27 protein-coding genes and 1 pseudogene are annotated in these 24719 nt (G+C 72.1%); 16 read left to right on the top strand and 12 right to left on the bottom strand.

Annotated features, from left to right (window positions below):
• The first annotated feature begins 9 nt into the window (after positions 1-9).
• The 3 genes from ABZ915_RS14925 (at position 10) to ABZ915_RS14915 (ending at position 2505) form a co-directional block, all read left to right on the top strand.
• On the top strand, positions 10-756 hold the full coding sequence (locus ABZ915_RS14925) for an SDR family oxidoreductase (protein WP_361802458.1): 747 nt from the start codon (positions 10-12) through the stop codon (positions 754-756).
• Positions 753-1823 (top strand): low specificity L-threonine aldolase, encoded by a 1071-nt coding sequence (locus ABZ915_RS14920; RefSeq protein ID WP_361801530.1) that lies wholly within the window; start codon positions 753-755, stop codon positions 1821-1823. Before ABZ915_RS14925 ends, ABZ915_RS14920 begins: the two co-directional genes overlap by 4 nt.
• A gap of 88 nt (positions 1824-1911) precedes the next feature.
• Positions 1912-2505, top strand: a complete 594-nt coding sequence (locus tag ABZ915_RS14915) for a transglutaminase domain-containing protein (protein ID WP_361801527.1) — start codon at positions 1912-1914, stop codon at positions 2503-2505.
• Here ABZ915_RS14915 and ABZ915_RS14910 read toward each other — a convergent pair.
• Together ABZ915_RS14910 and ABZ915_RS14905 are read right to left on the bottom strand one after the other, a co-directional pair.
• Complete coding sequence (locus tag ABZ915_RS14910; protein WP_361801524.1) at positions 2483-3211, bottom strand: lysophospholipid acyltransferase family protein; 729 nt, start codon at positions 3209-3211, stop codon at positions 2483-2485. The genes ABZ915_RS14915 and ABZ915_RS14910 overlap by 23 nt on opposite strands.
• Before the next feature lie 198 nt (positions 3212-3409).
• Positions 3410-3826, bottom strand: a complete 417-nt coding sequence (locus ABZ915_RS14905) for a DUF4395 domain-containing protein (RefSeq protein WP_361801521.1) — start codon at positions 3824-3826, stop codon at positions 3410-3412.
• 75 nt (positions 3827-3901) lie between these two features.
• Between ABZ915_RS14905 and ABZ915_RS14900 the strand changes: the two genes are divergently transcribed.
• From ABZ915_RS14900 to ABZ915_RS14885, 4 genes are all read left to right on the top strand, one after another.
• Complete coding sequence (locus tag ABZ915_RS14900; RefSeq protein ID WP_361802455.1) at positions 3902-4315, top strand: thioredoxin family protein; 414 nt, start codon at positions 3902-3904, stop codon at positions 4313-4315.
• Between the two features lie 208 nt (positions 4316-4523).
• The gene (locus ABZ915_RS14895; protein ID WP_361801518.1) at positions 4524-5033 is read left to right on the top strand and encodes a flavin reductase family protein; all 510 of its coding nucleotides are present in this window, start codon (positions 4524-4526) and stop codon (positions 5031-5033) included.
• Between the two features lie 218 nt (positions 5034-5251).
• Positions 5252-6037 carry an electron transfer flavoprotein subunit beta/FixA family protein gene (locus ABZ915_RS14890; RefSeq protein WP_361801515.1) on the top strand — a complete coding sequence of 262 codons (786 nt, stop codon included), beginning with the start codon at positions 5252-5254 and terminating at the stop codon, positions 6035-6037.
• 52 nt (positions 6038-6089) lie between these two features.
• Positions 6090-7064, top strand: a complete 975-nt coding sequence (locus ABZ915_RS14885) for an electron transfer flavoprotein subunit alpha/FixB family protein (protein ID WP_361801512.1) — start codon at positions 6090-6092, stop codon at positions 7062-7064.
• A gap of 55 nt (positions 7065-7119) precedes the next feature.
• Here the strand turns inward: ABZ915_RS14885 and ABZ915_RS14880 are convergent, their stop codons facing one another.
• A complete protein-coding gene (locus tag ABZ915_RS14880) occupies positions 7120-8043 on the bottom strand; it encodes an endonuclease/exonuclease/phosphatase family protein (RefSeq protein ID WP_361801509.1) in 924 nt (307 codons plus the stop codon).
• 194 nt (positions 8044-8237) lie between these two features.
• On the opposite strand from ABZ915_RS14880, the gene ABZ915_RS14875 reads away from it, so the two are divergent.
• The gene (locus tag ABZ915_RS14875) at positions 8238-9542 is read left to right on the top strand and encodes an aldolase/citrate lyase family protein (protein ID WP_361801506.1); all 1305 of its coding nucleotides are present in this window, start codon (positions 8238-8240) and stop codon (positions 9540-9542) included.
• Between the two features lie 20 nt (positions 9543-9562).
• Here ABZ915_RS14875 and ABZ915_RS14870 read toward each other — a convergent pair whose 3' ends face one another.
• Both ABZ915_RS14870 and ABZ915_RS14865 read right to left on the bottom strand, forming a co-directional pair.
• The gene (locus tag ABZ915_RS14870) at positions 9563-10300 is read right to left on the bottom strand and encodes a hypothetical protein (RefSeq protein WP_361801503.1); all 738 of its coding nucleotides are present in this window, start codon (positions 10298-10300) and stop codon (positions 9563-9565) included.
• 7 nt (positions 10301-10307) lie between these two features.
• Positions 10308-11414: a LacI family DNA-binding transcriptional regulator gene (locus ABZ915_RS14865; RefSeq protein WP_361801500.1), complete on the bottom strand. Its 1107-nt coding sequence runs from the start codon at positions 11412-11414 to the stop codon at positions 10308-10310.
• A 166-nt stretch (positions 11415-11580) separates the two neighbouring features.
• On the opposite strand from ABZ915_RS14865, the gene ABZ915_RS14860 reads away from it, so the two are divergent.
• Positions 11581-12534 carry an ROK family protein gene (locus ABZ915_RS14860; protein WP_361801497.1) on the top strand — a complete coding sequence of 318 codons (954 nt, stop codon included), beginning with the start codon at positions 11581-11583 and terminating at the stop codon, positions 12532-12534.
• A 96-nt stretch (positions 12535-12630) separates the two neighbouring features.
• On the opposite strand, the gene ABZ915_RS14855 is transcribed toward ABZ915_RS14860, so the two are convergent.
• Positions 12631-12984: a hypothetical protein gene (locus ABZ915_RS14855; RefSeq protein ID WP_361801494.1), complete on the bottom strand. Its 354-nt coding sequence runs from the start codon at positions 12982-12984 to the stop codon at positions 12631-12633.
• 137 nt (positions 12985-13121) lie between these two features.
• Between ABZ915_RS14855 and ABZ915_RS14850 the strand changes: the two genes are divergently transcribed.
• The 3 genes and pseudogenes from ABZ915_RS14850 to ABZ915_RS14840 all read left to right on the top strand — a co-directional run.
• A complete protein-coding gene (locus tag ABZ915_RS14850; protein ID WP_361801491.1) occupies positions 13122-13313 on the top strand; it encodes a hypothetical protein in 192 nt (63 codons plus the stop codon).
• Positions 13314-13454: 141 nt separating this feature from the next.
• Positions 13455-14498 carry an NUDIX domain-containing protein gene (locus ABZ915_RS14845; protein WP_361801488.1) on the top strand — a complete coding sequence of 348 codons (1044 nt, stop codon included), beginning with the start codon at positions 13455-13457 and terminating at the stop codon, positions 14496-14498.
• Between the two features lie 58 nt (positions 14499-14556).
• Positions 14557-14676: pseudogene (locus tag ABZ915_RS14840) on the top strand (ABC transporter ATP-binding protein); the annotation flags it as partial.
• A 111-nt stretch (positions 14677-14787) separates the two neighbouring features.
• Here the strand turns inward: ABZ915_RS14840 and ABZ915_RS14835 are convergent.
• The 3 genes from ABZ915_RS14835 to ABZ915_RS14825 form a co-directional block, all read right to left on the bottom strand.
• Entirely contained in the window at positions 14788-15849 is a 1062-nt protein-coding gene (locus tag ABZ915_RS14835) for a protein kinase family protein (protein ID WP_361801485.1), read from the bottom strand.
• A 10-nt stretch (positions 15850-15859) separates the two neighbouring features.
• Complete coding sequence (locus tag ABZ915_RS14830) at positions 15860-16576, bottom strand: MBL fold metallo-hydrolase (protein ID WP_361801482.1); 717 nt, start codon at positions 16574-16576, stop codon at positions 15860-15862.
• Between the two features lie 254 nt (positions 16577-16830).
• Positions 16831-18186, bottom strand: coding sequence for a dipeptidase (locus ABZ915_RS14825; RefSeq protein WP_361801479.1), 1356 nt, complete (start codon positions 18184-18186; stop codon positions 16831-16833).
• 132 nt (positions 18187-18318) lie between these two features.
• Between ABZ915_RS14825 and ABZ915_RS14820 the strand changes: the two genes are divergently transcribed.
• Entirely contained in the window at positions 18319-19557 is a 1239-nt protein-coding gene (locus tag ABZ915_RS14820) for a geranylgeranyl reductase family protein (protein WP_361801476.1), read from the top strand.
• Here ABZ915_RS14820 and ABZ915_RS14815 read toward each other — a convergent pair.
• Positions 19547-19996, bottom strand: a complete 450-nt coding sequence (locus tag ABZ915_RS14815; protein ID WP_361801473.1) for a nitroreductase family deazaflavin-dependent oxidoreductase — start codon at positions 19994-19996, stop codon at positions 19547-19549. The two genes, ABZ915_RS14820 and ABZ915_RS14815, sit on opposite strands and share 11 nt — an antisense overlap.
• A gap of 151 nt (positions 19997-20147) precedes the next feature.
• Between ABZ915_RS14815 and ABZ915_RS14810 the strand changes: the two genes are divergently transcribed.
• Genes ABZ915_RS14810 through ABZ915_RS14800 form a run of 3 tightly spaced genes read left to right on the top strand, consistent with a single transcriptional unit; the run spans position 20148 to position 22848 of the window.
• Positions 20148-20834, top strand: coding sequence for a TetR/AcrR family transcriptional regulator (locus ABZ915_RS14810; protein WP_361801470.1), 687 nt, complete (start codon positions 20148-20150; stop codon positions 20832-20834).
• Between the two features lie 41 nt (positions 20835-20875).
• On the top strand, positions 20876-22186 hold the full coding sequence (locus ABZ915_RS14805) for a sensor histidine kinase (protein ID WP_361801467.1): 1311 nt from the start codon (positions 20876-20878) through the stop codon (positions 22184-22186).
• Positions 22183-22848 carry a response regulator transcription factor gene (locus ABZ915_RS14800; RefSeq protein WP_361801464.1) on the top strand — a complete coding sequence of 222 codons (666 nt, stop codon included), beginning with the start codon at positions 22183-22185 and terminating at the stop codon, positions 22846-22848. The genes ABZ915_RS14805 and ABZ915_RS14800 overlap by 4 nt, the downstream gene beginning before the upstream one ends.
• Here the strand turns inward: ABZ915_RS14800 and ABZ915_RS14795 are convergent.
• On the bottom strand, positions 22809-23093 hold the full coding sequence (locus ABZ915_RS14795; RefSeq protein ID WP_361801461.1) for a DUF6332 family protein: 285 nt from the start codon (positions 23091-23093) through the stop codon (positions 22809-22811). The genes ABZ915_RS14800 and ABZ915_RS14795 overlap by 40 nt on opposite strands.
• A 73-nt stretch (positions 23094-23166) precedes the next feature.
• On the bottom strand, positions 23167-24663 hold the full coding sequence (locus ABZ915_RS14790; protein WP_361801458.1) for an MFS transporter: 1497 nt from the start codon (positions 24661-24663) through the stop codon (positions 23167-23169).
• Positions 24664-24719: the final 56 nt, after the last annotated feature.

Here is a 24719-nt window from a genome sequence, read left to right as displayed (position 1 = left end):
GAGGCGAAAATGGGGAACGGGGCTCTCGACGGTGCGGTGATCGCGGTCGCCGGCGCGGGCGGACCCGCCGGCCGGGCGGCGCTGCGCAGACTGGCCGAGGCGGGCGCGACCGTCGTCGGGGCGGACAACGACCCGCAGCGGCTGTCGGAGGCCGTGGACGCGGCCCGCTACGCCGCCGGCGGCGCGACCGTCACCGGGGACACGGTGGACCTGCTCGACCTCCAGTCCACCCGCGACTGGGCCACGCACATCGAGAAGGACTTCGGCCGTGTCGACGGCCTCGTCCACCTCGTCGGCGGCTGGCGCGGCAGTGAGACCTTCACCAAGACCGTCCTCGACGACTGGGACTTCCTGGAGCTGCTGCTCGTCAAGACCGTGCAGCACACCTCCCTGGCCTTCCACGAGGCGCTCCAGCGCAGCGAGCGCGGCCGGTACGTGCTGATCAGCGCCGCGGGCGCCAGCAAGCCCACCGCCGGCAACGCCGCCTACGCCTCGGCCAAGGCCGCCGCCGAGGCCTGGACGCTGGCCCTTGCCGACTACTTCCGCAAGGCCGGGGGCACCGAGGGGCCGACCTCGGCGGCTGCCATCCTGGTGGTGAAGGCGCTGGTGCACGACGCGATGCGCGCCGAACGCCCCAACGCGAAGTTCGCGGGCTTCACCGACGTCAAGGACCTGGCGGAGGCCGTCACCGAGGTCTGGAGCAAGCCCGCCGCCGAAGTGAACGGACACCGCCTGTGGCTGACCGAGAAGCCGTGAACCCCCCGAAGACCGACGCCCGTCGCCATCACGACCCGCAGGTCCGCGGTTTCGCCAGTGACAACTACGCGGGTGTGCACCCCGAGGTGCTCTCCGCCATAGCCCTGGCCAACGGCGGCCACCAGGTCGCGTACGGCGAGGACGACTACACCGAGCACCTCCAGCAGATCATCCGCAGCCACTTCGGCGCCACGGCGGAGGCGTTCCCGGTCTTCAACGGCACCGGTGCGAACGTCGTCGCGCTCCAGGCGGTCACCGACCGCTGGGGCGCGGTGATCTGCGCCGAGAGCGCGCACATCCAGGTCGACGAGGGCGGCGCCCCCGAGCGCATGGCCGGCCTCAAGCTGCTCACCGTGCCCACCCCGGACGGCAAGCTCACCCCCGAGCTGATCGACCGGCAGGCGTACGGCTGGGAGGACGAGCACCGGGCCATGCCGCAGGCGGTGTCGATCACCCAGAGCACGGAGCTGGGCACCGTGTACACGCCGGACGAGATCCGCGCGATCTGCGAGCACGCCCACGCGCACGGGATGAAGGTGCATCTGGACGGCTCCCGGCTGGCCAACGCGGCCGCCTCCCTGGACGTTCCGATGCGGACGTTCACCAACGCGGTCGGTGTCGACATCCTCTCGCTGGGCGGGACGAAGAACGGCGCGCTGTTCGGCGAGGCGGTCGTGGTCATCAACCAGGACGCCGTCCGCCGGATGAAGCACATCCGCAAGATGTCCATGCAGCTCGCCTCGAAGATGCGCTTCGTGTCGGTGCAGTTCGAGGCCCTGCTCGCCAGGGATCTGTGGCTGCGCAACGCCCGCCACGCCAACGAGATGGCCGAGCGGCTGGCGGAGGGCGTGCGGGCGGTGCACGGGGTGGAGCTCCTCTACCCCGTCCAGGCCAACGGGGTCTTCGCCCGGCTTCCGCACGACGTGAGCGAGCGCCTTCAGAAGCGGTTCCGGTTCTACTTCTGGGACGAGGCCGCGGGTGTCGTCCGGTGGATGTGCTCCTTCGACACCACCGAGGAGGACGTGGACGCGTTCGTGGCGGCGGTCAAGGAGGAGATGGCGCGCTGAGTGCCCGGCCCCTTCGAGCATGCATAGATATGCGGTCACCTGAAAAGTCATTGACTGTCGGGTGATCGCGTTTCTATGCTCTGCGGGCATGGAGCTGATCCAGGAGACACCCGACCTGTCCGCTTATCTGGCTGCCGACGAGGTCATCGACCACCATCACCCGGTGGTCCGGAAGACGGCCGCGCGTCTCGCGGAGGACGCCGATGACTCGTATTCCTATGCGCGCCTGGCATTCGAGTTCGTGCGCGACACCATCCCGCACTCCCAGGACTCCGGCGACATGCGCGTCACCTGGCGCGCCTCGGACGTACTGGAGCGGGGCACCGGCATCTGCTACGCCAAGGCGCACGCGCTGGCCGCGCTGCTACGGGCCGAGGACATTCCGACCGCGCTCTGCTACCAGAAGTTCGACGTGGTGCACGGCCTGGTCGCCGTGCGCTTCAACGGCGCCTGGCACCGGCAGGACCCGCGCGGCAACAAGCCGGGCGTGGACGCGCGGTTCTCCCTGGACGGAGAGCGGCTGGCCTTTGAACCCGACCCCGCTTCCGGTGAACTGGACTACCCGGTCCTGTACGCCACCGCGCACCCGACCGTCCTGCATGCCCTCAGAGCGGCCTCCGACCGCCCCCAGCTGTGGCGGACCCTGCCCGCGGCACTCGTCAGCGGGCCTCCGCGGCCTTGAGCTGCTCCGGCGTCGGGGCCGTGCCGCCCAGGTGGGCGGGGAGCCACCAGGAGTCCTCCGGGCCCTTGGGGCGGCCCGGGTAGGCGCGCTGCGCCGTGTCCAGGAGGTCCTGGACGCGTTCGCGCAGCCGGCGGGTGATGGCGCCCGCGTACTGCTCGCGGGAGGCTTCGAGCGCCTCGCCGACGCGGATGGTGACCGGGGTGTGGCTGCGCTTGAAGTTGCGCGGATGCCCCTTGGTCCACAGCCGCTGCGTGCCCCACACCGCCATCGGGACCAGCGGCACGCCCGCTTCCTGGGCCAGGCGCGCGGCGCCGGACTTGAAGCTCTTCAGCGTGAAGGACTGCGAGATGGTCGCCTCCGGGAAGACCCCGATGATCTCACCGGACTTCAGCGAGTCCAGCGCGTGCGCGTACGCCGACTCGCCCTGGTTGCGGTCCACCGGGATGTGCTTCATGCCGCGCATCAGCGGACCGGAGATCTTGTGGCGGAAGACGGACTCCTTCGCCATGAAGCGCACCAGCCGCTTCTGCGGAAGCGCCGCCCAGCCGTTGAAGATGAAGTCCAGGTAACTGATGTGATTGCTCACCAGGACCGCGCCGCCCGAGCGGGGGATGTTCTCCGAACCCTTGCAGTCGATCTTCAGGTCCCAGGCCTTGAACATCGTCAGGGCGAGACCGATGACGGGACGGTAGACCAGCTCTGCCATGGTCGGGGTGGACCCTTTCTGCTCAGCCTGGGAAAGGGGCTCCCGGCGGGAAAGTTACGCAGCCGTAGGTTTACGGCGTCTCGCAGATCGTGCCCGAAGAACGGACGGGTAGCCAGTCCTGGTGCCCCGCCACGGCGAGATCCTCGTCACGTCGGCCTATTGTCCATCTCGGTCTTTTAAGTCTGCTTTAGTGCGCATTTACTGCGTACGTACCGTCATTCTCCTGACGAGCAGGAACAACTCGCAGCCCAGGCAGTATCCGAACGCCGCGTTCAGGAAGGCGGCGGCGAGCGCCGCCCCCGTCGCCGCGAGCCCCAGCCACTCGGGTCCGAGCGTGTACCCGACCAGCCCGAGCCCGGCGAAGAGAAGCCCCACCGCCTGTGCGAACCGCGGTGGTTCGGGCGCCTCGAACTCGGCCGGCGGGCCGAGCCGCGGGCGCACCGCCCTGCGGAACAGCAGGCCGTACGGTGACCGGCCCACGCCCCCGGCCGCGCCCAGCGCGAACGCCAGGGTCTGCCAGGCGAGCAGCCACGCGCTCCCGGTGGCCAGTACCGCCGCCAGTACGACCGTCGTCACGGCCGCCCCGAAGCGCGGCCCCCTCACGTCGATGTCCATGAATCAAGCATTCCGGATAGGACACCCCCCGGGGAGGCGGGAATCTTTGCGGTCGTGTGAATGCTTGTGCCGATGATGACCGGAGTGGTGGTGTGTGTGGCGGTGCTCGCCGTGGCGAGCGCCTACGGAGTGCTGCATCGGCGGCGGAGCGGGAGAGTACGGGTGCGCGGGCGGGACGAGGGCAAGCGGCTCGGGGCGGCCGAGCTGGGCGGCGAACTCGGCGAGCGGGCCACGCTGGTGCAGTTCTCCAGTGCCTTCTGCGCCCCCTGCCGGGCGACCCGGCGAGTGCTCGGCGAGGTCGCCGGGATGGTCCCCGGCGTCACCCACGTCGAGATCGACGCCGAGGACCACCTCGACCTCGTACGCGAACTCGGGATCCTCAAGACCCCGACCGTGCTGGTCCTCGACGCTCAGGGGCGGGTCGTGCGGCGCGCCACCGGCCAGCCGCGCAAGGCCGATGTCATCGCGGCACTCGGCGAGGCCGTGTGACGGACGTGCCCGTGACGGTGAGGCAGCTCCCAGATCGCGGAACGTACTTGACTGGGCGCACCACCTATCGTCAGCCTGACCGTATGCCTTCGGAACTCCTTCTCTTCGGGCGGGTCCACGTCGACCTGGCCCGCACCGCGAGCGCGCGCTGTCCCGGCTCTTGAGCAGCGACGGACACCCACGCCACCTCCCGGAGAAGGACAACTCCATGACGGCCACGCCCGGTCTCGGCACCTTTCAGCTCGCCTCCCCCGACCTCCTGCGCTCCGCCTTCCGCCGGCACGCCGCGGGCGTCGCGGTGATCACCGCACGCGGTGACGCAGGCCCGGTCGGCTTCACGGCCACCTCCCTCACCTCCGTCTCCGCCGAGCCCCCGCTGCTCTCCTTCGGCATCAGCACCGGCGCTTCGAGCTGGCCCGCGATAGCGGAGTCCGACCATGTCGGCGTCCACATACTCGGCGAACACCAGCGGGAGCTGGCCGCCACCTTCGCCCGCAGCGGCGCCGACCGCTTCGGCCCGCCCACGGCCTGGCGCGACGGCCCGGAAGGCGTTCCGGTGCTGGACGAGGTGCTGGCCTGGCTGGTCTGCCGGGTCGTCGGGCGGGTCCCCGCCGGGGATCACCGCATCGTGCTCGGCGAAGTCGTCCTCGGCGATCCCACCGGCACCGGGCGCCCCCTGCTCTACCACCAGGGTCGCTTCGGCGGCCTGCGGGATTGATCACGCGCCGCCTCTCCTGCGGGGCGGTCTGATTCCGGTTACGCTGCGTTGCGAAGGTCACAGTTCAAAGCGCTTGCTTAGCGGGCAGGAACTGGGTGTACTGACGAGTAATATTTCGTTCGGAGCGCGCGGTCGCCCCGACCGGGATCGGCCGCTTGAGGCGCCTATGCTGCCTGCAAGAGGCAGACCGGAAATGACGATGCAGTAGGAGAGCCGGCGTGAGCTTGAGGATCGTTGTCACTGTGAAGTACGTGCCCGACGCCACTGGCGACCGGCACTTCGCCGATGACCTGACCGTCGACCGGGACGACGTGGACGGTCTGCTCTCCGAGCTGGACGAGTACGCGGTCGAGCAGGCCCTCCAGATCGCCGACGACGCCGACGACGCCGAGGTCACCGTGCTGACCATCGGCCCGGAGGACGCCAAGGACGCGCTGCGCAAGGCGCTGTCCATGGGTGCCGACAAGGCGATCCACGTCGAGGACGACGACCTGCACGGCACCGACGCCATCGGCACCTCCCTGGTGCTGGCCAAGGCCATCGAGAAGGCCGGCTACGACCTGGTGATCTCCGGCATGGCCTCCACCGACGGCACCATGGGCGTCGTCCCCGCGCTGGTGGCCGAGCGCCTCGGTGTCCCGCAGGTCACCCTGCTCTCCGAGGTCTCCGTCGAGGACGGCACGGTCAAGGGCCGCCGCGACGGCGACGCCGCCAGCGAGCAGCTCGAGGCGCAGCTCCCGGCCGTCGTGTCCGTCACCGACCAGTCGGGCGAGGCGCGCTACCCGTCCTTCAAGGGCATCATGGCCGCAAAGAAGAAGCCGGTTCAGTCCTGGGACCTGTCCGACCTGGACATCGAGGCCGAGGAGGTCGGTCTCGACGGCGCGTTCACCAAGGTCGAGGCCGCGAACGAGCGTCCGGCCCGTACGGCCGGCACCATCGTCAAGGACGAGGGCGAGGGCGGCAAGCAGCTCGCTGAGTTCCTCGCGGGCCAGAAGTTCATCTAGGCCCCGCAGTCGCTGACCGCCCCTCAACTTCGTTTCGCAGGAGAGCAATCCCATGGCTGAAGTCCTCGTCTACGTCGACCACGTGGACGGTGCCGTCCGCAAGCCGACCCTGGAGCTGCTGACGCTGGCCCGCCGCATCGGCGAGCCCGTCGCCGTCGCGCTGGGCAACGGCGCCGCCGACACCACCGCCACCCTCGCCGAGCACGGCGCGGTGAAGGTCCTCACCCACGACGCGTCCGAGTACGCCGACTACCTGGTCGTCCCGAAGGTGGACGCCCTCCAGGCCGCCCACGAGGTGGTGTCCGCCGGGGGCTCCCTGGCCGCCGTGCTGGTCCCGTCCTCCGCCGAGGGCAAGGAGATCGCCGCCCGTCTGGCGCTGCGCATCGGCTCGGGCATCATCACCGACGCCGTCGACCTGGAGGCCGGGGACGAGGGCCCGGTGGCCACCCAGGCGGTGTTCGCCGCGTCCTTCACCACCAAGTCCCGGGTCATCAAGGGCACCCCGGTCATCACGGTCAAGCCGAACTCGGCCGCCGTGGAGGCCGCCCCGGCCGCCGGTGCGGTCGAGGCCCTGTCCGTGTCCTTCTCCGAGAAGGCGACCGGCACGAAGGTCACCGGCCGTACGGCGCGTGAGTCGACGGGCCGTCCGGAGCTGACCGAGGCCGCGATCGTGGTCTCCGGCGGCCGTGGCGTCAACGGCGCGGAGAACTTCTCGATCATCGAGGCCCTCGCCGACTCCCTCGGTGCCGCTGTCGGTGCCTCGCGTGCCGCGGTGGACGCCGGCTGGTACCCGCACACCAACCAGGTCGGCCAGACCGGCAAGTCGGTCTCGCCGCAGCTGTACATCGCCAACGGCATCTCCGGCGCCATCCAGCACCGCGCCGGCATGCAGACCTCGAAGACGATCGTGGCCGTCAACAAGGACGCCGAGGCCCCGATCTTCGACCTGGTCGACTACGGCGTCGTCGGCGACCTGTTCGACGTCGTCCCGCAGCTCACCGAGGAGATCAAGGCCCGCAAGGGCTGATCGCCGCCGGGCTGACCGAGGCCCCCGTGACCGCGCCGGTCACGGGGGCCTCGTTTCATCCCAGGGTCACGGAGGCCTGCACGGGCAGGTGGTCGCTCGGGAACTGGCCGTCCCGCGCGTAGGTGTTGATGGTGGCCCGATGCGTCGTGACGCCCGGGCCGGCCAGGATCCAGTCGATGCGGTCGCCGTCCGGAACCAGCGGCTGGTAGCCGTGGAAGGTCGCGTACAGCTTGCTCCGCTCGGCCGCCGCGTCCCAGGTGTCGACGAGTCCGGCGGCCAGCAGGATGTCGTAGGCCCGGTTCTCGTGGGCCGCCGAGTTGAAGTCGCCGGTCACGAGGAACGGCGAAGTGAGGCCGAGTTCCGCGATCCGCCGAGCGATGAGCGTCGCGGCGCGCTCGCGGGCGTACTGGACGCGATGGTCGAGGTGGGTGTTGAGGAGGTGGAACTCGCGCCCGTCGTCGTGCAGATCGCGGAACCGGACCCAGGTGGCGATGCGCGGGAGCGCGGCGCCCCAGGTGTTCGAACCGATCGCCTTGGGCGTGTCGGAGAGCCAGAAGGTGTCGTGCTCGACCGGAGCCAGGCGCCGGGTGTTGTAGAAGACCGCGACGGCCTCGTCGTGGCTGCCGCCCTCGCGGCCGGTGCCGATCCAGTCGTAGTGCGGTCCGAGGTCGGTGTGGATGTCGCGCAGTTGCTGGTAGAGGCCCTCCTGGGTGCCGAGGACGTCGGGTGCCTCGTGGCGTAACAGCGCCCGCATGATCGGGCGGCGCACGGCCCAGCTGTTCGGCTCGGTGGTGCTCGCGAAGCGCAGATTGAACGTCATGACGTCCAGGCGGCGGCCGGCCGGGCCGGTGGCGGTGGCCGGCTCGGCGGAGGCCGGTTCGGCGGCGGAGGCCGTCACCGTGAGCAGTGGCACGGCGATCGCGGTGGACAGCGCCGTTCTCAGGCCCGTGCGGCGGGTCATTCTGGTGGTGTCCGGCATGTGATTCCCTCCCGACGGATCAGGATGAAGGGGCGAACCGTTGTGCGAAAGAGGGCCCAGAGGTTCTTGGCATGGAGAGTGAACACGGCGGCTCGGGCTGTGGGCGGGGTGTTGACCAGTGGGAAGCCGCACAGCTAACTTCACTCTACGGATTGTTGATTCCATAAAGCGGAAAACCCGGGGAAGGTGTGGCAATGGGCCAGGGCCGGCAGGAGAAGGTGTCGACGAGCCTCGCGGGCGCCGTCAGCGAGGAGATCAGCGCCTCCCTCGCCCCGGTCGACGCGGAACTGGAGCGCCGCTACCCCGGAGACCCCGGCACCCGCCAGCCGGTGCACACCGTGTACGTCCCCGGCGACGTCTTCGCCGCCGGCACCATCCGCTCCTGGGGCGACCGGGCCCTCGCCGCCCTGGACGAACACGCCCCGGACGCCGCCTCCTTCGCCGCCGTCCTCGGTCTGAGCGACGAACTCGCCGCCCCGGTGTACGACCGGGTCCGCGCCAAGCTGGAGCGCGAGCCGGTCGAAGACCTGCGCGTCGACTTCGAGGACGGCTACGGCAGCCGCCCCGACGCGGAGGAGGACGAGGCGGCGGCCCGCGCGGCCCGCCTGATCGCCGAGGCGTACGAGAAGGGGACCGCGGCCCCGTACATGGGCATCCGCATGAAGTGCATGGAGGCGCCGGTGCGCGACCGGGGCATCCGCACCCTCGACATCTTCCTGACCGGCCTGATGGAGGCCGGCGGACTGCCCGACGGGCTCGTGCTGACGCTGCCCAAGGTGACGTACGCCGAGCAGGTCACCGCCATGGTCCGCCTCCTCGGGGCCTTCGAGAAGGCGCGCGGCCTGGAGCCCGGCAGGATCGGCTTCGAGATCCAGATCGAGACCAGCCAGGCCGTCCTCGCCACCGACGGCACCGCCACCGTCGCCCGTATGATCCAGGCCGCCGAGGGCCGTGCCACCGGACTGCACTACGGCACCTTCGACTACAGCGCCTGTCTCGGGGTCTCCGCCGCCCATCAGGCCGGCGACCACCCCGCCGCCGACCACGCCAAGGCGATCATGCAGGTGGCTGCGGCCGGCACCGGCGTGCGCGTCTCGGACGGCTCGACGAACGTCCTCCCGGTCGGCCCCACGGAGAAGGTCCACGACGCCTGGCGGCTGCACTACGGCCTCACCCGCCGCGCCCTGGCCCGCGCCTACTACCAGGGCTGGGACATGCACCCCGGCCATCTCCCCACCCGCTACGCGGCCGTCTTCGCCTTCTACCGGGAGGGCTTCGAACAGGCGGCGGCCCGGCTCGCCCGGTACGCCGGCCGGACGGGCGGCGACGTCATGGACGAACCCGCCACCGCCAAGGCCCTCAGCGGCTATCTGCTGCGCGGCCTGGACTGCGGCGCCCTCGACCTCGCGGAGGTGAGCCGGCTGACCGGACTGACCCGGGCCGGCCTGGAGGGCTTCGCGGCGCCACGACGCGGTGACCTGACGGTCGCCGAGCGGTAAGCGGTCTTCCCCGAGACCGCTCAGCGGCGCCCGTCCCCGGGGACGTACCGCTCCAGCCCGGACGCCGTCACCCACTTCCGATCGGCGAACAGCCGGGTGCCCCGCGCGCACAGTTCGGCGTCGGCGCGCGCCCGCGCGCAGAACTGCTCGGGCGTCACGCCGAACAGCTCCCGCAACTCGGCCGACCCCGTGAGCAGTTCGCCGATCAGGGCCCGCTGCCCGGGGTGCGCGCGGGGCGCCCCGTCGCCGTTGTGCAGGACCCCGTGCCGGTTGACGTACGCGTACGCGCCGGGGAGCGTCGAGCCGTCGGCCAGCTCGATCCGTACGTCCGGCGCGGGCAGCCAGGCACGGTCGAAGTTGAGCTCACTGGCGTCGATCACGGCCAGCTGGCGCGCGTCCGGCCAGATGACGAACAGCTCCCGCGACGCCTCGGGCGCCCCCACGGGAGAGGCGGACACATAGCCCATGCGGCTGACGTGCGCGGAGACACCCACGTCGAGCCCCCGCACCCGCGCCCGCACCATCGGCAGCGCCGAGGTGATCCCGGACTCGGCGAGCTTGTGGCGGAGTTGGCCGGGGCAGGCGTTGGAGCCGACCGCCACGACCGGTGTCCGGTCCGCGTGCACCAGACGGTCCAGCGGCAGCATCCGGTCCCCGAGCAGCAGCCCGGAATCGGCGGGCCGGGCGCCCGGATAGCTCAGCGGGTTCTCCCGCGGCACCTCGGCGAGCCCGAGTTCCTCCAGCGTGCGGCCTCTCATGGGCGGCTCAGTCCGCCGGTGGCAGCTCGCCCGAGCCGCGGGTGATCAGCCGGGTCGGCAGCTCGATGCGCTCCGGGGCGACGAGGCTGCCGTCCAGCTGGCGGAAGAGGCGTTCGGCGGCGTTGCGACCGAGGGCGGCGGCGTCCTGGGCGACGACCGTGACGCCCGGCTGGAGCAGGTCGGCGAGCTCGAAGTCGTCGAAGCCGACGAGGGCCACGCGGCGGCGGTGATCGGCGAGGACGCGGATCACGGTCACCGTCACCCGGTTGTTGCCCGCGAGGACGGCCGTGACGGGGGAGGGCCCGGAGAGCATCTTCTCGGCCGCCCGGCGCACCCGCTGCGGATCGGTGACGCCCAGGGACATCCAGGACTCCGCCACGGGTATCCCCGCGTCCTCCATGGCCGCCCGGTAGCCGCGCAGCCGCTCGGCCGCGGTGTGGATGCGGGGCATGTCGCCGATGAACCCGATCCGGCGGTGGCCGTGGGCGATGAGATGGGCGACGCCGGAGCGGGCGCCGCCGAAGTTGTCGGACAGCACCACATCGGCGTCGATCCTCCCGGCCGGACGGTCCACGAACACGGTCGCGACGCCCGCCTTGATCTCCGGCTCCAGATACCGGTGGTCGTCCCCGGCCGGGATGATCACCAGCCCGTCCACGCGCCGCGCGCACAACGCCAGCGCCAGCTCCTGTTCCCGATCCGGGTCCTCCGCGCTGGAGCCGTTGATCAGCAGGGCGCCGTGGGCGCGGGCCACCTCCTCCACCGCGCGGCTGAGGGGACCGTAGAACGGGTCGGCGAGGTCCTCCAGGACCAGGCCGATGCTCGCGGTGCGGCCCTTGCGCAGCACCCGGGCGCTGTCGTTGCGGCGGAAGCCCAGCGCGTCGATGGCCTCCTGGACCCGGCGTTCCGTGTCCGGGGTGACGCCCGGCTCGCCGTTGACCACGCGGGAGACCGTCTTCAGGCCGACGCCGGCCCGCGCGGCCACGTCCTTCATGGTCGGACGGTTTCCGTAGCGGCTCCCGGAGAGGCGGTCTGCTCGGCGGATGGTCTCGGGCACGGTGCGCTGTCCTGTCCTGTCGGCCTTGTTGTCCACGGGGTGATGCGTCTTGTCCACAGGGTGATGCGTCGGTCATCGGTTTGTATGAGGATGTGGCGTCGAGCATAGAGCCTGGACAACGTTGTCATGCCCGCGAGAGACTGTCCATCGCAATCTCCGGCCCGCGCCCCCACCGCGACCGGCCACCCCTTTTTGACCTGGTTGACGGGGAGATATCACACTGATGCAGACCGACCTCGTGGCCGCGCTCGACATCGGCGGCACCAAGATCGCCGGAGCGCTGGTGGACGCCCACGGCTCAATCCTGGTGCGAGCGCAGCGCGCGACGCCCGCGCAGGAGGACGGCGACACCATCATGCGGGCCGTGGCGGAGGTGCTCGGCGATCTGACCGGGTCGCCCCTGTGGGCACGCGCGGGCGCCGTCGGCATCGGCAGCGCCGGCCCGGTGAACGCCGCCACCGGCACGGTGAGCCCGGTGAACGTGCCGGGCTGGCGTGACTTCCCGCTGGTCGAACGGGTGCGCGCGGTCACCGGAGGGCTGCCGGTGGAACTGATCGGCGACGGTGTGGCGATAGCCGCCGCCGAGCACTGGCAGGGCGCCGCCCGGGGCCATGACAACGCCCTGTGCATGGTCGTCTCGACCGGGGTCGGCGGCGGCCTGATCCTGAACGGGCGGCTGCACCCCGGCCCGACCGGCAACGCGGGTCACATCGGCCACATCAGCGTGGACCTCGACGGCGACCTGTGCCCCTGCGGCTCGCGCGGCTGCGTGGAGCGCATCGCGAGCGGCCCGAACATCGCCCGGCGCGCGCTGGTGAACGGCTGGCGGCCGGGCCCGGACGGCGACGCCTCCGCCGCCGCGGTGGCCGCCGCCGCCCGCGCCGGCGACCCGGTCGCCGTGGCGTCCTTCGAACGGGCCGCGCAGGCCCTGGCCGCCGGGATCGCGGCCACCGCCACCCTGGTCGAGATCGACGTCGCGGTGATCGGCGGGGGCGTGGGCAAGGCCGGCGACATCCTCTTCGAGCCGCTGCGCAAGGCCCTCGCCGACTACGCCACGCTCTCCTTCGTCCAGGGGCTCACCGTGACGCCCGCGCAGATGGGCACGGACGCCGGCCTGGTGGGCGCCGCCGCGGCCGCGCTGGCCCTGAGGCCGGACGCGACCGCGGCCGGGGTGTGACAGGGGCAGAGCAGGAACGTTCAAGTCCTTGAGGGGAACCGGTCGGCGGCTCGGCGACCGAGCCGCGCGTCCGCCATGCCGGTCGAGGAGCCGACCTCAGGGGAACTCGTGGACCACCTGGATCGTGCCGACGATGTGGGCGTTGAACTCGTCCAGTTCCTCGGCGGGCACCCAGAGCTCCAGGATCGTCTCGCCGCCCGCCTGCCGGACCGGATAACGGGCCAGGAAGCCGGAGTCGACCTCGAAGCGGGTCACGAAGCCGGCGCCGTCGTGCTTGACGTTCCAGTCACGGGCGATCCTGATCGCGTAGTCCTCGTCGAGGACCGGGTAGAAGATCGGCTGCTCGGGCAGCCGGGGCGGCCAGGCCCGCCAGTCCAGCTCGCGGACCAGTTCCAGCTCCTTGGGGCCGGTGGGGCGCCAGAGGGTCGTCGTCGGTCGCGGGCCGGTCATGGCAGTCGCCTTCGGGGTCGGGGCCGCCTCGGTTCCGGCAGGCCGTGACCTCGGACGATAGCGGTGAACCGATCACCCGGCCACGGGATTCGGCGACAGCCGCGTGACCCCGGCCCGCTTGCGCAGTTGATCCGGGCATGAAGAAGCGCAGCATGCTCGCCATCGCCTCCCTCGCCACCGGCTTCGTCGTGGCCGCCATCACCCCGTCGCACGCGACGCATCACGAGGTCGTCGGGGACCCGCACGTCTCCGGCACCCTCGACTCCGCCGACGGCGTCATCGGTGAGGACGGCCTCGCCTCCGACGACGACACGCCGGCCCAGCGGTAGGACGCCGGCCCGTCGAACGCGGTGCCGGTGTCCCCGTCACAGGGGCGGCGGCACCGCCGGGGCGCGCCCTCTCCTGGGGATGGTTTCCGTGGCAGTGTGGAGCGGGCAAGCCACAGGGGGCCAACAGAAGAGGGGGAGTCCGTGACCGTCGTCTGGATCAACGGCGCTTTCGGTGCGGGGAAGACCGCGACCGCACGGGAACTGATCGAGCTGATCCCGAACAGCACGCTCTTCGACCCCGAGGTCATCGGCGGAGCGCTCTCGTACCTGCTGCCGCCCAAGCGCCTCGCCGAGGTCGGCGACTTCCAGGACCTGCCGATCTGGCGACGGCTCGTGACCGACACGGCGGCCGCGATGCTCGCCGAGCTCGGCGGGACCCTCGTGGTTCCCATGACCCTGCTGCGTCAGGAGTACCGGGACGAGATCTTCGGCGGCCTCGCCGCCCGCCGCATCGCTGTACGGCACGTCCTCCTCGCTCCGGCCGAAACGATCCTGCGTGAGCGAATAGCCGGGCGGGACGTGCCGCCGGACCTCCCCGACGGCGAGATGCGGGTGCGGCAGTGGTCGTACGACCACATCGAGCCCTATCGCACCGCCCTGGCCACGTGGCTCATGGCGGACGCCCATCCGGTCGACACCAGCGACCTCACCCCGTACGAGACGGCCGCCCGGCTCGCCGAGGCCGTCGGCAGCGGGGAGGTGCCGGTCTGCGACATCGTGCAGACCCCGGAGCCCACCGCCGAGACCCTCGCCGCCGGCGTCCTGCTCTTCGACGAGCGGGACCGGGTGCTGCTGGTCGACCCCACCTACAAGGCCGGGTGGGAGTTCCCCGGCGGGGTCGTGGAACCCGGCGAGGCGCCCGCCCGGGCCGGTGTGCGCGAGGTCGCCGAGGAGACGGGGATACTGCTGGACGACGTACCACGGCTGCTCGTCGTGGACTGGGAGCGGCCCGTGCCGCCCGGTTACGGCGGGCTGCGGTTCCTGTTCGACGGCGGGCGGCTGGACTCCGCCGAGACCGGCCGGCTGCTGCTGCCGGGGCCCGAGCTGCGCGACTGGCGCTTCGTCACCGAGCAGGAGGCCGCCGACATGCTGCCGCCGGTCCGCTACGAGCGGCTGCGGTGGGCGCTGCGGGCGCGGGAGCGGGGCGCGGCCCTGTACCTGGAGGCCGGTGTCCCGGTCGGCTGACGTCACGTCATGGACGTGATTCGGCCATACTGGCTGGTGCCGTTACGGGGTCGAGAACGAGGACGGCGTCGTACGGGCCGTACGGGGCGCCGGCTACCGGCTGGAGCGGGGGGACTCGCTCGGCATCGTCGGTGGGTCCGGCTCGGGCAAGTCCGTCACCGCGCTCGCGGTCATGGGGCAGCTGTTCGCCCGATCCGCGCAAGGAACGCAGCCGGCAACGCATCATCGCGCAGGGAGACGTGCCGAGCCCGGTCCGCCCGCCGAGCGGCGGCCGTCCGGTCGCCTGCCACTACGCGGAGAGCCTGCAACTGCTGTAGAGGCGGTCCAGCTCGGCATGGGGGTAGGGCGTGTGACTGCTCTCCCGCTCCAGCAGCCCGCGGGAGAACTCGTCCATGGCCTCGGCGAGCGGCGCGTGGCGTTCGATCAACACGGCCGCGGCCCGGGGGATCCCCTCGGGCCGCGCCCCGTCGGCGCAGCCGCGCAGGAACACCTCGCGTTCCTCGCGGCCGTATCCGTACAGGGCGGTGACCAGCCAGATCACCAGGTGGTACGTGGTGTAGACACGGTCGTACGCGCGGTGCCGGTCCAAGAAGGCGCGCTCGTCCCCGGCGAGCCGGAACCGTGAGCTGAGGGAGAGTCCGAAGTCGGTGAGGTAGAGCTGCCGGCCGTCGGTGAGGATGTTCCGGAAGTGGGCGTCCAGGTGCAGCAGCCCGCGCTCGTGGAGGAAGTCCGTGAGCGCCGCCAGGCCCGCCGCCGCCATGGCGCACGCGGCGTCGGCCGATTCGGTACGCAGCCGGGCGTCGAGCCAGTCGTGCAGGGTGTACGGGATGTGCTCCAGGAACAGGGTCAGGCTCGCGGAGGCGGTGCGCAGGCCGTCGATGCGCTCACGTAGGCCCGCACCGCCACCCCAGTAGGCGACCGCACGGTCCACGTCGGCCAGTTCGTCCGGCAGCGGCGGGGTGTCGGGCAGCACCCGCCAGTGGTGCAGCAGCGGGAAGCCCGGGAAGTGCCCGGCCAGCACCCAGTTCGTCGTCATCGTGTGCAGGGCGAGCTCCCGCCAGGCGCCGAAGCCGGGGCTGCCGATGGCGCCGATGCCGTAGTGGAGTCGCGGTGGCAGGGCGAAGAGGTTCGCCGTGGACCGTACGTGGTCCGGCCGCCGCTCCAGGTCGGTCAGCGGCACCCGCTTCACGAAGACCTCTCTGCCCTCGACCGTGATCCGTACGGCTCTTCCGCCGATTCCGGTGCCGAGCGGTGTTCCCGCCGCCACCCGCCCGGCCAGTTCCCGGTCGCTGAGGAGGTCCAGGGACGTGGCGATGCCGGCGTGGGCGGCCAGGCGTGCGGGGAGGGTCATGCCGCCATGGTCAGCCCGGGACGCCGTATCCGTCCGCCGCTTTCCGAAGGACCGCCGAAGCCTGCCCGAGGACCGGATCACCGTGGCCGAAACAGGCCAGGTCCGCGTCGAGTTCCGCCAGCCGGTGGAAGGACGCCACGGTCCGGGCCCGGTCGAGGTTGAGGACACCCAGGATCACCGTCCCGGTTCCGGGCGCCGCGGCCACCGCGTCGCCGGTGAACAGCACGCGGTGCTCGGGGAGATGGACGGCGATGCTGCCGTGGGTGTGACCGGGGGCGTGGACGATGCGGGCGCCGCCGCCGAAGTCGAGGACGTCACCGTCGTCCAGTTCGGTGACCTGCTCCGGCGGGACGGGCTCGACCGGCGGCAGCTTCCGCAGGGCCTCCGCGTGGATCGGCCGCTCCCAGTCCTCCAACACCGGTGGCGGGCCGGGGACCTCGCCCCGGACGACCGGCGCGTCCAGGCGGTGCGCCAGCACCTCGGCGCCGCTCAGCGCGGCGAACTCGGCCGCCCCGCCCACGTGGTCCTCGTGGAAGTGCGTCAGCACGATCCGCCGCACGGCCGACGGGCCCCGCCCGAGGGCCGTCACGGCGTCCGCGATCGCCCCGCCGGAGCCCACCGCCCCGGCGTCGATCAGCGTCAACTCGTCGCCGTCGCGCCAGAGATAGGCCTGGCCGACCGGGAAGCGCAGCAGGTGGAGGTGAGGGAGCAGCTCGATGACGTCCATGCGCCGACCGTAGGCAGGGCCCCCGCCCGCGGGCGAGGGCCCTCTGCTGTCGGCAGAGCGGTTCAGCCCACCGCGTACAGCCGCGGGACGTGCGCCTCGGCGACCGCCGGGGGCTGTAGGCGTGGGTCGGCTGCTCTGCCGTACGGCCGGCCGGTCCTGGCCGGGGTCGGTGGCCGCTCCGGTGACTGCCTCGCCGGAGCCGGCCGTTGCGGCGTCGATCGGCGGTGACTTGTCGCCGTCTTGGGCAGGGTGGTTCAGCCCGCTGCGTACAGCGTGAGGAAGTGGGCCTCCGCCACCGCCAGGCGCTCCAGTTCGTCCGGGGAGACGCTCTCGTTGACGGCGTGGATCTGGGCCTCCGGCTCGCTCAGGCCGATGAGCAGGATCTCGGCCTGCGGGTAGAGGGCGGCGAGGGTGTTGCACAGCGGGATGGAGCCGCCCTGTCCGGCGTACTGCATCTCCTGGCCCGGGTAGGCGACCGCCATCGCGTCGGCCATCGCCTGGTACGCCGGGCTGGTGGTGTCGGCGCGGAAGGCCTGGCCCTGACCGACCTGCTCGACCCGCACCCGCGCACCCCACGGCGTGTGCGCCTCCACGTGGGCCTGGAGCAGCTTGCCCGCCTCGGCCGCGTCCACGCCCGGCGGCACCCGCAGGCTGATCAGGGCGCGGGCACTGGCCTGCACGGACGGGGTGGCGCCGACGACCGGCGGGCAGTCGATGCCGAGCACGGTCACGGCCGGGCGGGCCCAGATGCGGTCGGCGACCGTACCGTCGCCGATCAGGCCGACCCCGTCCAGCACCTTGGCGTCGGCACGGAACTGCTCCTCGTCGTACTGAAGCCCCTCCCAGCGGGTCTCGGGCTCGAGCCCGTCGACGGTGGTCGTGCCGTCCTCGGCGCGCAGCGAGTCCAGGACGCGGATCAGCGCGGCCAGCGCGTCGGGGGCGGCGCCGCCGAACTGGCCCGAGTGGAGGTTGCCCCCGAGGGTGTCGATCTGCACGCGGATCAGGGTCATGCCGCGCAGGGTGGTGGTGACGGTCGGCAGGCCGACGCGGAAGTTGCCCGCGTCGCCGATCACGATCGTGTCCGCCGCCAGCAGCTCGGGGTGCTGCTCGGCGTACCGCTCCAGGCCGCCCGTGCCCTGCTCCTCCGAGCCCTCGGCGATCACCTTGACGTGCACCGGGACGCCGCCGTTCGCCTTCAGCGCGCGCAGCGCGAGCAGGTGCATGATCAGCCCGCCCTTGCAGTCGGCGGCACCGCGGCCGTACCAACGGCCGTCGCGCTCGGTCAGCTCGAAGGGCGGGGTGGTCCAGGCGGCCTCGTCCAGCGGCGGCTGCACATCGTAGTGGGCGTAGAGCAGAACCGTTTTCGCACCGTCCGGGCCCGGCAGGTACCCGTACACCGACTGTGTGCCGTCCGGGGTGTCGAGCAGTGCCACGTCCTCGAAGCCCTCGGCGCGCAGCGCGTCGGCGACCCAGTTCGCGGCGCCCTCGCTCTCGCTCCGGGGGAACTGGCCGAAGTCGGCGACCGACTTGAAGGCCACCAGCTCGGTGAGCTCCGCCTTGGCCCTGGGCATCAGGGCGGCGACGGTCTCGGCGAGCGGATTCGACGACATGGGCACGCTCCTTGTGGGTGCGACGTTGTACCGGTGAGTGCACCGATCCTCCCACAGCGGTCCGCGGCGACGTCCGCCGTAGGATGCGGGGGACAGGTGCGGCAGACGGCTTGATCGGAGCAGCGGACCATCGTGAGCGGCGAGAACTCTTCGGCGGACGACGTGCAGCGGGTGTGGGACGTCGTCGTGGTGGGCGCGGGACCCGCGGGGGCCTCGGCGGCCTACGCGGCGGCGGTCGCGGGGCGGCGCGTGCTGTTGTTGGAGAAGGCGGAGCTGCCGCGCTACAAGACGTGCGGAGGCGGCATCATCGGCCCCTCGCGCGACGCCCTGCCGCCCGGCTTCGAGCTGCCCTTCCGGGACCGGGTGCACGCGGTCACCTTCTCCCACAACGGACGCTTCACGCGCACCCGCCGCTCCAGGCAGATGCTGTTCGGGCTGATCAACCGGCCCGAGTTCGACCAGCAGCTGGTCGAGCACGCGCAGAAGGCCGGCGCCGAGCTGCGCACCGGCGTCACCGTGACGCGGGTCGAGCAGCACGGCTCGTTGGTGCCGGACCGCCGTACGGTCGCCGTCGTCCTCCAGGGCGGCGAGACGCTGCTGGCGCGCGCGGTGGTGGGCGCCGACGGCAGCGCCAGCCGCATAGGGGCACACGTCGGCGTGAAGCTGGAACAGGTCGACCTCGGCCTGGAGGCGGAGATCCCGGTGCCGGAGACGGTCGCCGAGGACTGGCAGGGCCGGGTCCTGATCGACTGGGGACCGATGCCCGGCAGTTACGGCTGGGTCTTCCCCAAGGGCGACACGCTGACGGTCGGCGTGATCTCGGCCCGCGGCGAAGGCGCCGCCACCAAGCGGTACTTGGAGGACTTCATCGCCCGCCTCGGGCTGGCCGGCTTCGAGCCGGGCATCTCCTCCGGGCACCTGACGCGCTGCCGCGCCGACGACTCCCCGCTTTCCCGCGGCCGGGTCCTGGTCTGCGGGGACGCGGCCGGTCTGCTGGAGCCGTGGACCCGGGAGGGCATCTCCTTCGCCCTGCGGTCGGGGCGGCTCGCGGGGGAGTGGGCGGTGCGGATCGCCGAGGCGCACGACGCGGTGGACGCCCGTCGGCAGGCGCTGAACTACGCGTTCGCGATCAAGGCGGGGCTCGGCGTCGAGATGAGCGTCGGCAAGCGGATGCTGACCGCCTTCGAGCGCCGGCCCGGCCTGTTCCACGCGGCCCTCACCGGCTTCCGGCCCGCCTGGCGGGCCTTCAAGGAGATCACCCAGGGCTCCACGTCGCTGGGCGAGCTCGTCCGTACGCATCCGATGGCCCAGCGCGCCCTGACCGCGATGGACCGGCGGACCTCCGCGGCCGGGGACACCGTCAGTTCTTGACGGTGATCCTGAAGACCGGGTGGTCGGGGGCGATGCGGCGCATCTCGTCGTCGGGGGAGTCGGGACCGACTCCGTCGAAGAAGATGCCGACCTCGGCCTTCCAGCGCTTGAGGTAGGCGCGCAGCAGCGGGACCTTCTCCTCGTCGGTGACCTCGACCGCGGTGAACACGTCCACGTTCTGGCCCAGACGCAGTTCGCCGCCGCCGGCCGCGCGCATGTTGTGCGTCCACTGGACGTGGCCGCGCGGGGCGAGCAGATACTGCTGCCCGCCCACGGTGAGCAGGTTCACGGGGGTGGTCCGCCACTCGCCGCTCTTTCGGCCGCGGACCGCCAGCACCCGGGAGCCCCACACGCTGACGCCGCGACGGGTCAGCCAGGCGACGAAGCGGTTGAAGACGTTGACGGTGAACCAACCCGGCTTCTTGACGTGCGTGGACATGAGACCCCCTGTGTATGGGAGAGCGGGTGCTCTCGCTGTCGGGAGAGCGGTGCTCTCGCTTCGAGAAGAGTGTGCACGAGATCGGCACCCCAAGCAAGAGCGGTGCTCTCTTTTGTGTGCGGTGCTCTCGTTCCATGGCACACTGAAGAGCATGAGCACCGCACAGGGCGCCCGCGCGCGGGCCAGAATCGAAGTCACCGCGGCCATCAAGGACGAGGCACGCAGACAGCTCGCCGCCGAGGGCGCGGCCAAGCTCTCGCTGCGCGCGGTGGCCCGCGAACTCGGCATGGTCTCCTCCGCGCTCTACCGCTACTTCCCCAGCCGCGACGACCTGCTGACCGCGCTCATCATCGACGCCTACGACTCCCTCGGCGAGGCCGCCGAGAAAGCCCATGACACCGCCTGCGACGAGGCTCCCGTGGCCCGCTGGACGGCCGTGTGCGAGGCGGTGCGCGGCTGGGCGCTGGCCCACCCGCACGAGTACGCCCTGATCTACGGCTCGCCCGTGCCCGGCTACTCCGCGCCCGAGACCACCGTCCGGGCCGCCTCCCGCGTCGGCCTCCTCCTCATCGGCATCGTCGGGGACACCCACCAGGGCCCCGGCCTCGCCGGCCTCCCGCTCCCCGCCGAACTGCGCCCCGAGGCCGAGCGCATGGTCGCCGACTTCGCCCCCGCCCTGCCTCCCGAGGCCGCTGCCGCGCTGGTGGCGGCCTGGGCCCAGCTGTTCGGGCTGGTCGGGTTCGAGCTGTTCGGGCAGTTCCACCGGGTGGTGGAGGACCGGGAGGCGTTCTTCCGGCACGCGGTGACCGGGCTGGCGCACGGAGTGGGGCTGAGGTAGGTGCCCGTACGGTGGGGCGCCGTACTTCCCCGGGAGTACGTGTGATCACCCCGCCCGGCGGACGCCGGTGCGGCCCGCCCGCGTCTAGCGTGGCCGTCATGGAAGAGCAGTACGGACGCCGGGTCCGGTCGCGGCGGGGGTGCCGGCCGGCCCGGGGGTACCGGCCGCGAGGGTGGCACGGGCACAGGTGGTACGGGCCCGACGACACCGAGGCGCGGGGTCCGCACCTGCCGTGGCGTTCCACCGTGCTGATCACCGTCTTCGTGGTGATCGGCTCCCACTTCGCCGGACACCAGCAGCCGGACCGCGAGCCGCTGGACGTCGCCGGTCGCGTGCTGCTGCTCGTCGCCTCGGGGCTGCTGCTGTGGCGGCAGCGGCATCCGGTGTTCGTCGCGTTCGGCACCGCGACGGCCGCCCTGGTCTACCTGGCCGCCGGTTATCCGTACGGGCCGGTCTTCCTGGCCGTCGCCGTGAGCTGCTTCAGCGCGGTCGTCACCGGCCACCGCCGGGCCGCCTGGGCGTCGCTGGGGCTGCTGTGGGCCGGGCACGTCCTGGTCGCGCTCTGGCTGTACCGCTGGCTGCCGCCGCCGCACGACAAGGGGGCGGGCGTCGGTCAGGAGATCGTCGTCGTCACCTGGGTGCTGGCCGTCGTCGCGCTGGCGGAGCTGGGCCGGGTCCGGCGCGAGCAGTGGGCCCGGGAGCGTGCCGACCGCGCCCAGGCGGCCCGGCGGCGCGCCGACGAGGAGCGGCTGCGCATCGCCCGCGAACTGCACGACGTCCTCGCGCACAGCATCTCCGTCATCAACGTCCAGGCGGGCGTCGGCCTCGCCCTCCTGGACAGCGACCCGGAGCAGGCGCGGGCGGCGCTCACCACCATCAAGGACGCCAGCAAGGAGGCGCTCGGCGAGGTGCGCCAGGTCCTCGACACCCTGCGCACCCCCGGAGACGCGCCGCGCGCCCCCGCGCCCGGCCTCGGCCGGCTGCCGGAACTGGTGGACCAGGCGGCGAGTGCGGGCCTCGCCGTCGAGGTCGAGGGAGCGCCGCCGCGGCTGCCGCCGGGCGCCGACCTGGCCGCCTTCCGTATCGTCCAGGAGGCCCTCACCAACGTCGTACGGCACTCCGGTTCCCGGCACGCGCGCGTGCGCCTCGTACACGAGGGCGGCGCGCTGCGGCTCGTGATCGACGACGACGGGCCCGCGACGGGCGCGGAGGCGGGCGGCAGCGGGAACGGCCTGGCCGGAATGCGGGAGCGGGCCGCCGCGCTGGGTGGCACGATCGAGGCCGGCCCGCGCCCCGACGGCGGTTTCCGGGTGCTCGCCGTACTGCCTTTGCACTCCAGGGAGGATCAGTGATCCGGGTACTGCTCGCCGACGACCAGTCGCTGGTGCGGGCCGGTTTCAGGGCGCTGCTCGACGCGCAGCCGGACATCGAGGTGGCCGGGGAGGCCGCGGACGGTGCGGAGGCCGTCGGCAAGGTGCGCGAACTGCGCCCGGACGTCGTCCTGATGGACATCCGCATGCCGCTCCTTGACGGCCTGGCCGCGACCCGCCGCATCACCGGCGACGCGGGCCTGAAGGACGTCAAGGTGGTCATGCTCACCACCTTCGAGCTCGACGAGTACGTCTTCGAGGCGATCCGCTCGGGCGCCTCCGGCTTCCTGGTCAAGGACACCGAGCCGGACGAACTCCTGCGTGCGGTACGGGCCGTGGTCGACGGCGACGCGCTGCTGTCGCCCGGCGTGACCCGCCGGCTGATCGCCGAGTTCGCGGCCCGCTCGAAGGAGCCCGCGGCCGCCGACGCCCTCACCGCGCTCACCGAGCGGGAACGGGAGGTGATGGCGCTGGTCGGCATCGGCCTGTCCAACGAGGAGATCGCCCGCCGCCTGGTGGTCAGCCCGCTCACCGCGAAGACCCATGTGAGCCGCACGATGGTTAAGCTGGGCGCCCGGGACCGGGCCCAACTGGTCGTACTGGCCTACGAGTCGGGGTTGGTGCGGCCGGGCTGGCTGGGCTGAGGCGCCCGCCGGAAGCGCACCAGCACGCCCACCACCCGGGCCACGAAGACGACGGCGGCGAGCGTACCGCCCACGCGCAGCAGCGCCGCCGCGAGCAGCGGCGGCAGCTCGAAGAGCAGCGCCGGCCCGCCGACGGCCCCGAACGTCAGCGCGGCCGCGAACACCGCGCTGACCAGCGCGTACCCGATCTCGACGGTCATGGCGTCCTGCTCGGCCTTGGTCCGCCGTCCCCCGTACCCGTCCATCCACCCAGTCTCACAGGCGTGCGCCCGGCGGAGCAACCAACTCCGGCCGGGCGCACACCTGGAGGCGTTCCCCCTAGTCGCGGACCGCCACGCGCTCCGCGTCCGCCTCCTTCTCCACGGTGGACCTGGCGACCACGACGGTCTGCTGCGCGGTACGGCGGCCGCGCAGCCCCGTGAGGGTGATGAGGAGCCCGGCGAGGGCGATGCCCGTCACCACGAGCAGCCCCGGACGGTAGCTGTCGAGCACGGCCTGCGGGGTCGCGTGGGCAGGGGCGTGGGCGGTGACCACCGCCGTGACGACGGCCAGGAAGATCGCGCCGCCCACCTGGACCGAGGTGTTGAGCAGACCGGAGACCATGCCCTGCTCGTGGTCCTCGACCCCGTTGGTGGCCTGGATGTTGAGCGAGGGGAAGACCAGCGCGCAGGCCGCGCCGATCAGCAGCATCGACGGCAGGATGGCCGCCGCGTACACCGGGTGGAGGTCGACGCGCAGGAACAGCGCGTACCCGGCGACCATCAGCGCGAAGCCCGCCGCGATCAGCCGTGCGGTGCCGAACCGGTCCACGATCGAGCCGACCTTGGTCGAGGACACCGCCACCAGCGCACCGGCGGGCAGGAAGGCGAGCGCCGTGTGCAGCGCCGACCAGCCGAGCAGGGACTGCATGTACAGCGTCACCAGGAACTGGAAGCCCACGTACGAGCCGAAGAACGCCATCGCGCCGAGCTGCGCCCGTACTTGGTGACCCGAGCGCAGCACGCCGAGCCGGATCAGCGGGCCGGGCGAGCGCCGCTCGACGGCGGTGAACACGGTCAGCAGCACGGCGACGGCCAGGAAGGACAGCAGGGTACGGGCCGAGGCCCAGCCGGCCTGCGGCGCCTGTACGACGGTGAAGACCAGCAGCAGCATCGAGGCGGTGCCGAGGACGGCGCCGGGAATGTCGTACCCGTCGTGGTCCTTCTCGCGCGTGCTGCGCGGCAGCAGCTTCAGCCCCGCGAGCAGTGCCACCAGCGCGATGGGCGCGGGCAGCAGCATGGTCAGCCGCCAACTGGCCTCGGTGAGCAGGCCGGAGAGCACCAGACCCATCGAGAAGCCGGTGGCCGCGCAGGTGGTGTAGATCGACAGGGCGCGGTTGCGCAGCGGGCCCTCGGCGAAGGTCGTGGTGATGATGGACAGGCCCGCGGGCGCGGTGAACGCGGCGCTCAGGCCCTTGATGAAGCGGCTGGCGATCAGCAGCGGCCCCGAGTCGACCAGTCCGCCGAGCAGCGAGGCGAGGGCGAACACGCCGAGGGCCACCAGGAACACCTGGCGCCGGCCGAGCAGGTCGGCGGTCCGGCCGCCGAGGAGGAGCAGCCCGCCGTACCCCAGGATGTAGCCGCTGACGATCCATTGCAGCGTCGACGTGGACAGGTGGAGGTCGGAGCCGATGGAGGGCAGGGCCACGCCGACCATCGACACGTCGAGCGCGTCCAGGAACATCGCGGCGCACAGCACCAGCAGGGTGCCCCACAGTCGGGGGGTCCAGCGGACCGCCGGGGACGGGGCCGCGGGGGTGGTGAGCGGAGAGGTCATGCGCAAGACAGTACATGCGCATGCATGAGATGCAAGCGCATTTAATTACGATGCAA

The sequence above is a fragment of the Streptomyces sp. NPDC046915 genome, assembly GCF_040644935.1.
Lineage (GTDB): Bacteria > Actinomycetota > Actinomycetes > Streptomycetales > Streptomycetaceae > Streptomyces.
Note: the sequence above shows the minus strand (reverse complement) of the source record. Positions and strands in the feature narration are given on the sequence as shown.